12 protein-coding genes are annotated in these 13,039 nt (G+C 40.8%); 7 read left to right on the top strand and 5 right to left on the bottom strand.

The window, feature by feature from the left end; genetic code table 11:
- Positions 1 to 334 precede the first annotated feature (334 nt).
- Genes DFQ12_RS06350 through DFQ12_RS06360 form a run of 3 tightly spaced genes read left to right on the top strand, consistent with a single transcriptional unit; the run spans position 335 to position 2,233 of the window.
- Positions 335 to 1,267, top strand: a complete 933-nt coding sequence (locus DFQ12_RS06350) for a ring-cleaving dioxygenase (protein WP_120258126.1) — start codon at positions 335 to 337, stop codon at positions 1,265 to 1,267.
- A gap of 34 nt (positions 1,268 to 1,301) precedes the next feature.
- Complete coding sequence (locus DFQ12_RS06355) at positions 1,302 to 1,601, top strand: GNAT family N-acetyltransferase (RefSeq protein ID WP_120258127.1); 300 nt, start codon at positions 1,302 to 1,304, stop codon at positions 1,599 to 1,601.
- A gap of 11 nt (positions 1,602 to 1,612) precedes the next feature.
- Positions 1,613 to 2,233, top strand: coding sequence for an alpha/beta hydrolase (locus DFQ12_RS06360; RefSeq protein WP_120258128.1), 621 nt, complete (start codon positions 1,613 to 1,615; stop codon positions 2,231 to 2,233).
- Positions 2,234 to 2,411: 178 nt separating this feature from the next.
- On the opposite strand, the gene DFQ12_RS06365 is transcribed toward DFQ12_RS06360, so the two are convergent.
- Positions 2,412 to 3,698 carry a Gfo/Idh/MocA family protein gene (locus DFQ12_RS06365; RefSeq protein ID WP_167457202.1) on the bottom strand — a complete coding sequence of 429 codons (1,287 nt, stop codon included), beginning with the start codon at positions 3,696 to 3,698 and terminating at the stop codon, positions 2,412 to 2,414.
- 404 nt (positions 3,699 to 4,102) lie between these two features.
- On the opposite strand from DFQ12_RS06365, the gene DFQ12_RS06370 reads away from it, so the two are divergent.
- Positions 4,103 to 4,294 carry a cold-shock protein gene (locus DFQ12_RS06370; protein WP_077434921.1) on the top strand — a complete coding sequence of 64 codons (192 nt, stop codon included), beginning with the start codon at positions 4,103 to 4,105 and terminating at the stop codon, positions 4,292 to 4,294.
- Positions 4,295 to 4,491: 197 nt separating this feature from the next.
- Positions 4,492 to 5,616: a DEAD/DEAH box helicase gene (locus DFQ12_RS06375; RefSeq protein ID WP_120258130.1), complete on the top strand. Its 1,125-nt coding sequence runs from the start codon at positions 4,492 to 4,494 to the stop codon at positions 5,614 to 5,616.
- Positions 5,617 to 5,684: 68 nt separating this feature from the next.
- Here the strand turns inward: DFQ12_RS06375 and DFQ12_RS06380 are convergent, their stop codons facing one another.
- From DFQ12_RS06380 to DFQ12_RS06390, 3 genes are all read right to left on the bottom strand, one after another.
- Positions 5,685 to 7,955, bottom strand: coding sequence for a cation:proton antiporter (locus DFQ12_RS06380; protein WP_120258131.1), 2,271 nt, complete (start codon positions 7,953 to 7,955; stop codon positions 5,685 to 5,687).
- A 176-nt stretch (positions 7,956 to 8,131) separates the two neighbouring features.
- Positions 8,132 to 8,857, bottom strand: a complete 726-nt coding sequence (locus DFQ12_RS06385; protein WP_120258132.1) for a LytR/AlgR family response regulator transcription factor — start codon at positions 8,855 to 8,857, stop codon at positions 8,132 to 8,134.
- Complete coding sequence (locus DFQ12_RS06390; RefSeq protein ID WP_120258133.1) at positions 8,847 to 9,581, bottom strand: histidine kinase; 735 nt, start codon at positions 9,579 to 9,581, stop codon at positions 8,847 to 8,849. The genes DFQ12_RS06385 and DFQ12_RS06390 overlap by 11 nt, the downstream gene beginning before the upstream one ends.
- A gap of 392 nt (positions 9,582 to 9,973) precedes the next feature.
- Here DFQ12_RS06390 and DFQ12_RS06395 point away from each other — a divergent pair, with 392 nt between their 5' ends.
- The gene (locus DFQ12_RS06395) at positions 9,974 to 10,192 is read left to right on the top strand and encodes a hypothetical protein (RefSeq protein WP_046672939.1); all 219 of its coding nucleotides are present in this window, start codon (positions 9,974 to 9,976) and stop codon (positions 10,190 to 10,192) included.
- Positions 10,193 to 10,288: 96 nt separating this feature from the next.
- Here the strand turns inward: DFQ12_RS06395 and DFQ12_RS06400 are convergent, their stop codons facing one another.
- Positions 10,289 to 11,467: a thiolase family protein gene (locus DFQ12_RS06400; RefSeq protein WP_120259254.1), complete on the bottom strand. Its 1,179-nt coding sequence runs from the start codon at positions 11,465 to 11,467 to the stop codon at positions 10,289 to 10,291.
- A gap of 383 nt (positions 11,468 to 11,850) precedes the next feature.
- On the opposite strand from DFQ12_RS06400, the gene DFQ12_RS06405 reads away from it, so the two are divergent.
- Complete coding sequence (locus DFQ12_RS06405) at positions 11,851 to 13,029, top strand: acyl-CoA dehydrogenase family protein (RefSeq protein ID WP_120258134.1); 1,179 nt, start codon at positions 11,851 to 11,853, stop codon at positions 13,027 to 13,029.
- Positions 13,030 to 13,039 lie beyond the last annotated feature (10 nt).

The following is a 13,039-nucleotide window of genomic DNA, read 5'->3' on the forward strand; positions in this document are numbered from 1 at the left end:
GAAAATGTTCTGATAGTATAATATTCAGAAATATACATTTCATAAATTTAGGTTAATAATTGGTTAGGTTAGAAACACCTGAAGTCCCCAACTTCAGGTGTTTTTTTTTGAATTGTCTGTTTTCTATTGATCAGAAAGAACCTTCAGTTGATTTTCATGGCTGTTGGTGCTTATAAAGAGCATGAAGGTTTTGTTTAAAGCCCGCCCCTTTTTAAAAGTTACCAACAAACTAAAACAAAAAGTTCATTTCCTGTTTTTATTAATCTAGTTCAATGATTTTTTTTTTTAGCTGCCGTAATTTTACATCAGTTAAAAAAAATAAAAAACAACAACCATGGACAATAACATATTAGGACTGCATCATATTACAGCGATAGCTGATAACGCAAAACGGAATCTCGATTTTTACACCGGTGTATTGGGGCTTCGCTTGGTAAAGAAAACTGTCAATTTTGACGACCCAGGCACCTATCATTTTTACTTCGGTAATGAGCAGGGAGATCCGGGCACTATACTGACCTTTTTCCCTTGGGAAGGTATTGGTAAAGGTAGACAGGGCGCTGGTATGGCTACCCATATCGGTTACGCTGTTCCTGAAGGAAGTCTGGACTTCTGGAAAAACAGGCTAAAAGAACATCAGGTGGCTTTTCAGGAAGACGAAATTTTTGGCGAGAAATTGATTTCATTCACAGATCCTGACGGATTACAAATCCAATTTATTGAGCCTTCGACCAAGGATAATAGAAGTGTATGGACTACTGCGGAAATAAAGGACGAAAACGCATTAAAGGGTTTTCATAATATTACTCTTTCTCTGAAGGAAGCTGACCCTACATTACGGGTTTTGACAGATATCTTGGGCTACACTGTACAAGGACAAGAAAACGGACGTTATAGATTGTCTACTGACAGTATCGGGACCGCAAATATTGTGGACATTCTTGCAGACCCCAATTTATCCTTCGGTCGCAATGCCGCTGGCACCAATCATCATGTTGCCTTTCGTGTAAAAGATGATAATATCCTGATGGACTACCGCGAAAAAGTACTTTCGGCAGGATTGGATATTACACCGAAGATTAATCGGGACTACTTTTTCTCCCTTTACTTCCGTGAGCCGGGCGGTGTTTTGTTTGAGATCGCAACAGACAATCCCGGATTTACCATCGACGAACCTTTGGAAAGCCTAGGGACAGACCTCAAGTTGCCAAAACAATACGAGAACCATCGGTCAGAGATTGAAGCGTCGTTACCAAAACTAGATTAGGATCAAAGTAAGTAATATTAAATACAGTAAAACTATGGAAAGAACAGAAATTGTACTGGATAAGAATCAGCGTGGCGAACTTCAATTGTTCTCCGATGAGACAAAAGCTGGTTTAATGAGCATAGCCATTATCGACGGCAAACTGGTTGTTTACCACACAGAGGTTGACGAAGCCTTTGAAGGCAGAGGATTCGCAAAAATATTGTTGGAAAAACTGGTCTCCTATGCTCGGGAAAATACCATGAAGATTGTCCCACTATGTCCTTATGTAAATGCGCAATTCCATCGTCATCCCGACATATATGACGATGTATGGTTTAAGAAAACAGTATAGGAAAAACTATAATGAGTCACTCAAGTAATATTAAAACAGCTGGACACAGTTTAGAAAATACAGAAAAAGCACTGATCATGATTCATGGCCGCGGCGGAAACGCAACGGATATCCTGAGCATGTCTGCTTATCTGAATGTGGGGGATTACGCACTACTAGCACCGCAGGCTGACAATTACACCTGGTATCCACATTCATTTATGGCACCTGAGCAAAGCAATGAACCCTGGTTAAGTTCGGCAATTCAAGTCATTGAAAATACGGTACAACTTGCTTTGGATAAGGGGATCAAGACTGAAAACATCTATTTCTTCGGATTCTCGCAAGGAGCTTGCCTTACACTTGAATTTCTGGCTCAACATGCCAAACGTTATGGTGGCGCTGTTGCCATTATTGGCGGACTTATTGGCGAAGAGATAGATTTAAGTAAGTATAGCGGAGATTTTATGCAAACCCCGATATTTATCGGTACCAGTGATCCCGATTTTCATGTTCCACTGGAACGCGTCAATGCGACCGTAAAAATTTTGGAAGCACAAAATGCAGACGTTAAACTAGCCGTGTATCCAAATTTCGGTCATTCCATTAATCAGGAAGAGATTACGATTGCCAACCAGTTTGTCTTTCATTAGGCCTCCGCAAAAGCTGCACAACCACAGTAAGGCCATCGGTCAGCCCTCTGACAGAAAAGTGATGTATATGCTGACTTTGAGCTGTGTTAATTTTAACAGCTCAAAGTCAGCATATTTTTTTAAAAGTCATCAGCTTCCGATTGGTTGCAGCCTCGATAGCAGGTCTTATCAGCAGCTATCAAACCTTGGGGTACTTATATCCATTATGATATACTGACGCTAAGTATTTATTTGCCTTTTCGTCATTAAAACGTTGTTTTTCCTTATTCCAGTAGAGCTTCTGCCCAGTTCTATAGGCAATATTCCCCATCTGCGAAAAAATAGCGATATGCGCACCCGCTTCAAGCGGGGCATGCAGCAGCTGTGGATTTTTTTGTCGAATAGCATCTACGAAGTTTGCCATATGTTTCTCCAGTCCATTGTCAACGGATGGTCGCAATGCAACCGCCTCCATCCTTCCCTTTTCGGGTATGACTTCCCAACCGTTACGGTTTAAGACTAAGGTTCCATTATTTCCAATAAAGGCAACACCATGGTTACGGTTGTAAGGTCCTAAATCTATTCCTTTGGCATGTTCCCACTGGATATTGAAGTTGTCAAACTCGTAGACCGCAGTCATGGTATCCGGTGTTTCCCCTGCATCATCCGGGAAGGCAAATTTTCCACCCGAAGCCATAATGGATTTCGGATCGGAGACTTTCATGCCCAGCAGAGCATAATCGAGCATATGTACGCCCCAGTCTGTCATCAGACCGCCTGCATAATCCCAAAACCACCTGAAATTAAAATGAAAATGGTTGATATTAAAAGGTCTTTTTGTGGCCGGACCCAACCAGTCCATGTAATGTACCCCCGCAGGAATCGGTGCATCTGGTTCAATAGGAATACTATTTTTCCAACCTAGGTACGACCAAGCCTTGACCAAACGTATTTTCCCGAGCTTACCTGAATGTACAAAATCAATCGCATCTTTAAAATGCTGTTGACTCCGCTGCCATTGCCCTACCTGAACAACAGCATTACTTTTCTTTGCTGCCGCCAGCATCAGCTGACATTCCTGAATAGAATTCCCGATAGGTTTTTCGATATAAACGTGCTTGCCCGCCTTCACGGCATCGATCATCTGTAGACAATGCCAATGATCAGGCGTTCCGATAATCACGGCATCTACATCCGAACTGCTCAACATCTTTTTATAGTCAACATAGCTGGCCACTTTGATATTTCTTTCCTGAAGTTCTTTCACCCTTTTGTTCAAGATATTTTCATCAACATCACAAAGTGCGGTACAGATTACCCCTTGTTGCTTTAATAAAGCGTTCAGGTCAGACCAGCCCATCCCATTTACCCCGATTACCCCTACTCGAATTGGCTGTTCAAACAAACTGGATGCCTGGCTTTTGCCTATGAATGACGCTGCGGCTAAAATACTGGAAGTTCGGATAAAGTCTTTTCTATTCATCATTATATTGGTTTATATGCTCTTGGTTTAAGTTCCTGATGAAAATACAAAATTCAATTTAAGCCCTCACCAAAATCATTGTAAAATATATATCGACATTAGAACCAATGAAGGTACCCCCCTAGTAGTGGATCTCCAGGTGAAAGATGGCGGGATAAGTTTGTTTCCACTCATTCATGTTTCTATTGATTCCTTGTGATAGATATCGGGGATTCATCTGTTACAGAACCCTATTAAAGACAGTTCACTAACTGACTTTCAAGGCAATAGAAAAACAGACCCTACACCCTTTGAAGGTTGATTATCATTAATTTAATGTTAAGAAGGAAAAAAAACTTTGTTATTTCAACGAAAAATAAAAGATTAATCATTTATTATCCCTACCTTGCAGGACTTAATTAAAAATAATGAATACAGGTAAAATTAAATTTTTCAATGAAACTAAAGGTTTTGGTTTTATTACACCAGAGGATGGTAGCGCAGACGTTTTCGTACACGTTTCTGCTCTTAAGAACCAAGTATCTGAAGGCGACGTTGTAACTTATGATGTAGAAAGAACTCCAAAAGGAATCAACGCTACAAACGTAAAATTGGCGTAATCCAAAAAATACACTTTCTTGTTAATGGGGTAATTCATAATGATTTATCCCATTTCTTTTTCGTATTCTTCCCTTGTTATTTTCAATACACTTATTCATATTCAGGCGACACACCAATGCCCCTAATCAATCATTGAATAGGATTGAGACAACAATAAAGGGTTTTAGTTTAAGCTTATTTTCCTAGTTATATTTTAATGGAATTCAAACAACTCAATTTAATTTCTCCTCTTCTCAAAGCAATCTCAGAAACAGGATATACAACCCCTACTGCAATCCAACAAAAAGCGATCCCCGTTATATTAAGCGGTCAGGATCTTATTGGATGTGCACAAACGGGTACCGGAAAGACGGCAGCCTTTGCTTTACCTTTGCTACAGCGTTTGTCTGAGCACAATGCACATGGTAAAACAATGCCTATCCGCGCTTTAATCCTCACACCAACACGTGAACTTGCAATACAGATCGGTGAGAATATCAATTTATATCGCAAACATCTTAAACTAAATTATTGCACCATTTTTGGTGGTGTCAATCAAGACAGACAAGTCAAAGAAATAAAAAAAGGTGTGGATATTTTAGTTGCTACACCAGGTCGTCTATTGGATCTGATGAATCAGAAATTGGTTTTTCTGGATAAAATTGAAGTCTTGATCCTTGATGAGGCTGACAATATGCTCGACATGGGCTTTATCCACGATATCAAAAAGATCTTGGCAAAAGTACCGGAGAAAAGACAGACCCTGTTTTTCTCAGCAACGATGCCGCCCAATATTCGCAAATTTGCGCATGGTATACTCCACAAACCTGTTGAAGTAGACGTAACTCCAGTGAGTTCAACTGCTGAAAAAGTAAATCAATCAGTTTATTTTATAGAGAAAAAAGAGAAAATAAAACTACTCACAAACCTGCTTAAGCAATTTAAGCAAGACCGTACGATTGTATTTTCCCGTACAAAACATGGGGCGGATAAAATTGTCAAATTATTGGCAAAGAATGGCCTTCGTGCTGCTGCAATTCACGGTAATAAATCACAAAATGCACGACAAAAGGCATTGGGTGAATTTAAAGAAAACCGTCTGAAAATTCTGATCGCTACTGATATTGCCGCACGCGGAATAGATATTGAACAGTTACCTATGGTCATCAATTACGACCTACCGAATGTACCGGAAACCTACGTACACCGCATCGGTCGAACAGGTAGAGCTGGTTTAGAAGGTAATGCCATCTCCTTCTGTGATGTCGAAGAAAGACCTTATTTAAGTGATATTGAAAAATTGATCGGATTAAAAATCAAAGTGAATAAGGTCGGAAAATAACTTCCAGCTTTATTATATACAAAACGCGCCGCAACTAAATAGTTGCGGCGCGTTTTGTATATAATCTCTTATTTTTTTCGGTCTGCAAGCAGCAAAGTGGATGGTGTAAGATGGAGCCAATCCATCTTTTTATTGACAATTTTATGCCAGCAAGGCAAACTAATAAGCATCAGATCTTGTTGCGCCCACAAGTCAACATCAAGATTCTTCTCCTCCATTATCGTCAAATGATTGGGCACAAGTTGCTCCAGGTGTCTTAATTTCTCCCGAAAGCTTTCATGGGTACGTAAGATCTGATCAAAATCCCATACCATCACCTGCGCATCTGAATGGTGAATTAATCGCTGTATGAGTGCGCAGAGGAATTCATCATTTTTCAATAGTATCGGAACAATAACACGACGAGCCTTGACAAAGTTTTTGTCAATCAAAATTCCCACCATCGCATTGACTTTGGCATTGATCTGTTGATTTCTGTCAAAGGTAGCAAAAGGTGATTCGGCGTTTGTGACCGTATGAAACAATTTCTCTGGATTGATAATGCGCGAGGTGAAATCCAGGAAGCGTCCCAAAAGACTACCTTCGTAGATGGATTCACTGACACCCAACAAGAGCAGATCCTGACTTTGCTCATTTGAGGTCTGCACAATTTCACTGTCAATGTCACTGGAAATTTTGAAAATCGTCTGAATAGGTTGTTCCAAATCCTGTGCAACCTGCTTTATTTCCCGAAAACTATCCTGCTCCTGCGTTTCGACTTCATAATGATGGAGTTCATTTGACGGTTCGATATGCAATGCTGTAATTTCCGCCGTATTTTTGGATTTTAATGTAAGCGCATCTGCAAGATGAAGCAATGAAATCCCGGTATTGCTTTTCGCAAATGACAGGAGGATTTTAAATTTCGATTTATTCTGGATTTCTTCTTGTAAAGAACGTTTCTTGGGTCGGTATAGATAATTGATCAAGTCCAACGAAGGACCGGTCATAAAAGTGGTGATCAATGCCATCACAACCATCATAGAGAATAACTCAGCACTTAATACACCAAGATCGTAACCGATATTCAATACAATCAGTTCCATCAGCCCCCTGGTATTCATCAATGCACCTATGCTCAAACTATCCTTCCAGCTCTGTCCGACAAAGCGGGCAGCCAATGCACTACCAGCGAACTTCCCGATTACGGCGACCAAAATAATCACAATGGTGATCATCCATAGTTGTGGATCATTCAATAGACCGATCTGTGTACGCAACCCTGTGTACACGAAAAATAACGGTAATAACAATAAGGTGGATACATCTTCGATTTTTTCGATAAATGCTGTACGGAAACGGCTACTTTCGGGCATAATCGCTCCAGCCATAAAAGCACCAAACAGCGCATGTATACCGATTACTTCGGTTGCATAAGCAGACAATAAAAGGACAATAAAAAATATCGCAACAACAGGTTTGTTCAGCCCCTCACGCGTCCCCTTCACCTCCCCCACGCGCATCAAAAAGGGGCGCACAATTTTGATCATCAGCAGCACATAAGCAATAGCAAGCGCGATCGTATATAAAGCACTTGCAAAATCGCCGGCCTTCACGATCGCAATCACCACAGCCAAAATACACCAGGCCGTAATATCATCGGCAGCAGCGCAGGTAATGACCATCGACCCAAGTTTACTTTTCTGTAGTCCGCGCTCCTGTACGATCCTTGCCAGGACCGGAAAAGCAGTAATGCTCATCGAAATACCGATAAACAAACTATAGGACAAAAACTCCACATTCGCCGGTGGATGGTACAGGTATAAAAAGTAGGCTAAGGAAATTCCCAATGTAAAGGGTATAACGATACTCGCATGTGAAATTACCACAGCATCGTGTGCTTTATTTCGCAGCACATTGAGATCAAGTTCCATTCCGATAATAAACATAAACAGGATTAAGCCGATCTGGCTCAGAAACTGTAGGTTGCTCAGGGATTCAACGGGAAACAGTGTATGGGAGAATTCAGGGAAATAAAGCCCTAATAAGGATGGCCCCAATATAATACCGGCAAGCATTTCACCGATCACAACAGGTTGCTTAATCTTGATACATATCCAGCCCATTACCCGTGCAGCAATAATGATCGTCACAATCTGTGCTAGCAATATAGCCAATGGATGCTGAAGACTATGTAATAAGGTCGATTTAAAATCCTGCCAGCCCCCCTGACTTATCTTTTCACCATGGAGTATCTCTTGGCTTTGCAATTGTGCTCCCAAATGGATCACCCAGTACATCACCAAGAGCAGCGTACCAATTAACGTCACATAAAAAATCGTATTCTTGTATTTCTTCATCTTTTTCGCTTTAAATAATATCAGGTGATAACAGCATGTAAAAGTCTATCCCAAAGTCGTCAATACATTACTTTTTGGGAAGATAACTACAACAAAAATAGAATTCTACAGGAGTTTTAAACCTTACCGGGCGGGAAGAACAGGAAAATATGTAATGAACTCCTCGAATTTTGTAATCAAGCGAATTTTTCGAGGAATGATTTTTTATAAGACTCTCCTAAGCTAAAAAGAATAGCCGCATCCTGCTCATCGACCAGACTGCTGGTGATCACATCAGCTGAAAAGAATTTCACAATTTTCAGCGCGATAATTTCCTTTTTGTTGATACGGATAAAATCCTGTTCCGGCAACAGTGCAAGTAACTTATCGAAGCTGATATTTTTTAATAAAATGGTGGATCCGTCCCCAAGGAATACCGTCTTGTCGCGACTATCAACTTCCGCAATCTGGACATAGTTGATCTGACTGAAGTAAAGGATTGCCCTACCTTTATTGGTATTGAATTGAGCAAAAGGAGAAGATTCAGCTGACCGGCTATTGATGACCTGTTCTACTTTCAACACCGCTTGCTGTAGACGTGACAGCGATATAGGCTTACGCATGTAATCCACCGCATTGATATCAAAAGCATCGCTGGCATACTGTTTATAGGCGGTGGAGAAAACGATGGGATAGTCTTCCAATTCCTTAGCGACATCAAAGCCATTAAACTGAGGCATTTCAATATCCAAAATACAGAAATCAAAGTTTAGACTTTTATACTCTTTAAGTAAAACGGCAGGATCATTAAATGCTTTAACCACTTCCAGACCCGGAATTTGTTCACAGAGCATCTTCAAAAACCGCAAACTCGGCAGCTCATCATCCAGTAAAATGCATTTCAGTGTTTTTTCAATTCTCATACAATCGGATCTGAAGGTAAGCGTTATAGACATCATTTTCTACAAAGCGCTTTAATTCATGCCTATCTGGATAATATAGCATCAGCCGTTCCTCCAACGTCTTACTGCCTATTCCACCTTTGGCTTTATACAAGGGAGAGCGCTTCGATATTTTATTGCTGACAGTCAATTCCAGCAGACCATTGCGAAAACTAAGTACAATCGAAATAAAAGAGTCGGGATGGTGAAAATCAGCATGCTTAAACGCATTTTCGATGAGGTCTACAGTCATCAATGGTACCAGTGAAGGACGTTCCAATAATGATTCGTTCAATTCATCAATATCAAATTTAACCCGCATGTCAAACAAGGGGCTCAACTTAACCTTATTGACTTCAATTAAATTACGGGCAAACTCGATCTCTGCTTTTGGAGATACCAGCTCCTCTTCACTTTCATATAATACATAATCCAATACCATAGCCAGCTTATCCATTGTATAGTAGGTTTGATAAGCATGGGAAAGGATACCATTGAGCGAATTTTTCAGCAAATGTGGGTTTAATCGATTGCGATGCACATGATCCATCTGCTCATTATCCATTCGTTTAAAAAGTTCCTGATGCCGTCGCTCTTCCACCCTGAGCTTTTTGTATTTCTGTATTAATAATACATACAAAATCAACAGGACAACGACTGCTACAAGCAGCAATATGATAATTATATTGGAAAGTTCAGTAGTCATGATTCCGCTCAAACTTAATTAAAATTTTATTAGCAACGAAAAATGAAACAGGATCTAAGTGATCTTCCTTCTATTACCTGCGGGCTTCTTTCACGCAAGTTCTACTTAAATCCGTTAAGAAGATTCCCTTATACAAAACTTGGGTAAACCCGCCTTTCAGCCGACAATACCGCTCAAAACACAGGACAAAAAATGCTATTTATTAACTATAAAATTTGCAGGTATTGATTACAAAAATTAACAGTTTCATTACAATTTAGTCACTTTAAACTATTAATTTCAGATTATTCTTCTTATATTGAGAGTATTGTAATTAGCCGATCAAATGATTGTCTACGCTATTTTGGTTAAACCTGCCTGATTTGTTCTAATCGGGCCTAATATGAAACACGATGGAAAAGCTCATTTTCGAAACTAATGCACAACATCCCAGTCTTGTAGACAAGATCAAACAAGCTGTTGAAAAATTAAATGGTATCCATGAATGGAAAATAGATCTGGATTCTATTTACAACCTGTTAACCATTGAAGGCATCCGACTCAATCCGACAGAGATCGAGTCTGAACTTGCACTTCATGGCGTTGAGGCAAGTCGCCTTTATGAGGAATAACCTCAATCAATGTTCTGGCACATTGTCATCAACCAAAGAATAGACTTTGTCCAGATAAGTACTTACTTTAAAATAAATACTTATCTGGACAAAGCATTATAGTTTTTTTATAATCATTCCCGAAGCACCACCACCACCGTTGCAAATTGCTGCAAGTCCGATTGTCCCGCCTTCCTGTTGTAAAATGCTCGTCAAGGTGACGATTATTCTCGCTCCGGAACAGCCCAATGGATGACCGAGGGAAACTGCCCCGCCATAGATATTCACTTTACGCATTGGAATATCCAGAATTTTAGCGTTCGCAAGTGCAACAACAGAGAAAGCTTCATTAAATTCAAAATAATCAATATCATCTTTCGTTAGTCCAGCCTTTTTTAGTACTTTATCTGTTACTATAGCGGGACTTGTCGTAAACCATTCTGGCGCTTGTTCTGCATCAGCATAGGCTATGATTTCAGCCAATGGTTGTAATCCCAGTTCTTTCACTTTCTCAGCACTCATTAATAATACCGCAGCCGCCCCATCGCTTAATGTGGATGCATTTGCGGCAGTTACTGTTCCATCTTTCTTAAAAGCAGGTTTTAATTCGGGGATCTTATCAAAATTGACCTGTGAAAACTCCTCATCCCTGGAGATTATCTGCTCACCCTTGCGCCCTTGGATAGCGACAGGACTGACCTCCTTGATGAATTTATTCTTCTGCCAAGCCTCCAGGCTTCGCTTATAAGAATTAATCGCATACTCATCCTGTTCGGCCCGGCCGATACCGTATTTCTCGGCACATAATTCAGCAAAACTACCCATTGGTTCATTTGAATAGGCATCACTTAAACCGTCCCGTTGCAAACCATCGACGAAACTCTGGCCTCCGAACTTAGCACCCCAGCGCATTGTATTCGCATAATACGGGACTTTACTCATATTTTCCATACCTCCGGCAATGACCACATCGGCATCCCCCAACAAAATAGATTGCGCGGCAAAAGCGATGGCTTTCATTCCACTGGCACAGACTTTATTTACTGTAGTCGCTGTTACTTGATCAGGTAAGCCGGCAAGCCGTGCAACCTGACGGGCGGGAGCTTGACCCAAATCGGCCTGCAGAACGCTACCGATCAGAATTTCATCGACTTGATCTGCAGCAATCCCAGTCTCATCCAATACAGCACGGACAGCATGAGCGCCCAGCGCTGTCGCCGCAACCGATGATAATCCACCTCCAAAACTTCCTATTGGCGTACGCTTTGCCGCAACGATAAATACACTTTTTGACATGTTATTCTGTTTATAATTGTTTTTTCTTGAATTCAATAGACTTGCGACCCGATTCAACTGAGGATTCATCAGCCAAAACTGGTATCATTCCTTTCCTAAAGATAAAAAATATAACACAAACAAGCGAACCCTCTTATTTTATTTTTTAGGCCAAAACAAAATAAATAGAAAAAAAACAAGGCAAAAAGTTCCCTACATAATCTATTTGACAAAAAATAAACAATAAATATTTGCAGAAAAGCCAACGCTTTTCGCTAAATTCGGTTAGACATTCCGCTCTTTTTAACGAGGGCGATGTTATGCCAAGATAAAGCAAAAGACAAATCGTTTTCAGTCCGCAATCATGTAACTGAAACCAATAACCAAAAGTAAAATAAACAATTATGCAGGCAAGCAAACTCACAGCCGAACATCAGATTTTTCGCGAAACCATTCGGGCATTTATTCACAAAGAAATCACCCCGCATGTAGATCAATGGGAACAGCAGGGTGAAATAGATCGAAGCATTTGGAAGAAAATGGGTGACATGGGTTTTATGGGACTCAACTACCCAGAAGAATATGGTGGTCTGGACCTGGATTTTTACTATTCGATGATTTTGTGCGAGGAACTATCCTATTGTTTTTCGGGAGGATTCACGATATCTGCTCTGGTCACCCAATACATGTCAGCTCCTTATCTATTGAAATATGCATCTGAGGAACTCAAGCAACATTACCTTAGACCAGTGATCGCCGGTGATATGGTGAGTGCTGTTGCTATCACCGAACCTGGGGCGGGGTCTGATGTCAAACAGATCAAAACAACTGCCGTCCGATCGGGCGACCACTATATTGTCAATGGCTCCAAAACATTTATCACCAATGGCTACTACGGCGACTTTTTTATTACGGCTGTTAAAACCGATCCGGAAAAAGGAACAAAAGGCATCAGCCTCTTACTGATAGAAAGGCATGCTGAAGGTGTTTCGGCAAATAAAATCAACAAATTAGGCTGGCATGCCTCGGATACTGCCGAATTGGGTTTCGATCAGGTCAAAGTCCCTGTTTCCAATCTGATTGGAAAGGAAGGTGATGGTTTTCTTTATTTAATGGCCGGATTGCAATTGGAACGTTTAACCGCCGCCATACATAGTCTGGCTACAGCGGATTCCGCACTACAGTACACCCTGGAATATATTGGGCAGCGGGAGGCATTCGGTAAAAAGATCCAGGAGTTTCAGACGATTCGTCACCGTATTGCCCAGATGGCTGCCGATATCGCAACTACCAGGGCTTTTGTCTATCAATGCTGCGATCTCCAAAATCAAGGTGAATATGCTGTCCAGGATTGTTCCATAGCCAAACTGCAAACCAGCGAGCTTGCCGTACAGGTCGTGAGCCAATGTCTTCAGTTATTTGGGGGCTACGGATTCACCGAAGATTACAAAATCGCCCGTCTATATCGGGATGTACGGGTCGGGACAATCATTGGCGGAACATCCGAGATTATGCTGGAAATCATTGCCAAGATGACGATTGACAAGGTCAATTATCAATCAAACAAACCCAGCTTAACTTAAACATTTTCAA

It is taken from the genome of Sphingobacterium detergens (genome assembly GCF_003610355.1).
Taxonomy (GTDB): domain Bacteria; phylum Bacteroidota; class Bacteroidia; order Sphingobacteriales; family Sphingobacteriaceae; genus Sphingobacterium; species Sphingobacterium detergens.

Bases quoted from the DNA above. Each gene is read 5' to 3' on its own strand.
- DFQ12_RS06385 (WP_120258132.1), bottom strand. From the start codon at position 8,857: ATGAGAATTGAAAAAACACTGAAATGCATTTTACTGGATGATGAGCTG.
- DFQ12_RS06370 (WP_077434921.1), top strand. From the start codon at position 4,103: ATGAATACAGGTAAAATTAAATTTTTCAATGAAACTAAAGGTTTTGGT.
- DFQ12_RS06350 (WP_120258126.1), top strand. From the start codon at position 335: ATGGACAATAACATATTAGGACTGCATCATATTACAGCGATAGCTGAT.
- DFQ12_RS06365 (WP_167457202.1), bottom strand. From the start codon at position 3,698: ATGATGAATAGAAAAGACTTTATCCGAACTTCCAGTATTTTAGCCGCA.
- DFQ12_RS06355 (WP_120258127.1), top strand. From the start codon at position 1,302: ATGGAAAGAACAGAAATTGTACTGGATAAGAATCAGCGTGGCGAACTT.
- DFQ12_RS06375 (WP_120258130.1), top strand. From the start codon at position 4,492: ATGGAATTCAAACAACTCAATTTAATTTCTCCTCTTCTCAAAGCAATC.
- DFQ12_RS06395 (WP_046672939.1), top strand. From the start codon at position 9,974: ATGGAAAAGCTCATTTTCGAAACTAATGCACAACATCCCAGTCTTGTA.
- DFQ12_RS06390 (WP_120258133.1), bottom strand. From the start codon at position 9,581: ATGACTACTGAACTTTCCAATATAATTATCATATTGCTGCTTGTAGCA.
- DFQ12_RS06405 (WP_120258134.1), top strand. From the start codon at position 11,851: ATGCAGGCAAGCAAACTCACAGCCGAACATCAGATTTTTCGCGAAACC.
- DFQ12_RS06380 (WP_120258131.1), bottom strand. From the start codon at position 7,955: ATGAAGAAATACAAGAATACGATTTTTTATGTGACGTTAATTGGTACG.
- DFQ12_RS06400 (WP_120259254.1), bottom strand. From the start codon at position 11,467: ATGTCAAAAAGTGTATTTATCGTTGCGGCAAAGCGTACGCCAATAGGA.
- DFQ12_RS06360 (WP_120258128.1), top strand. From the start codon at position 1,613: ATGAGTCACTCAAGTAATATTAAAACAGCTGGACACAGTTTAGAAAAT.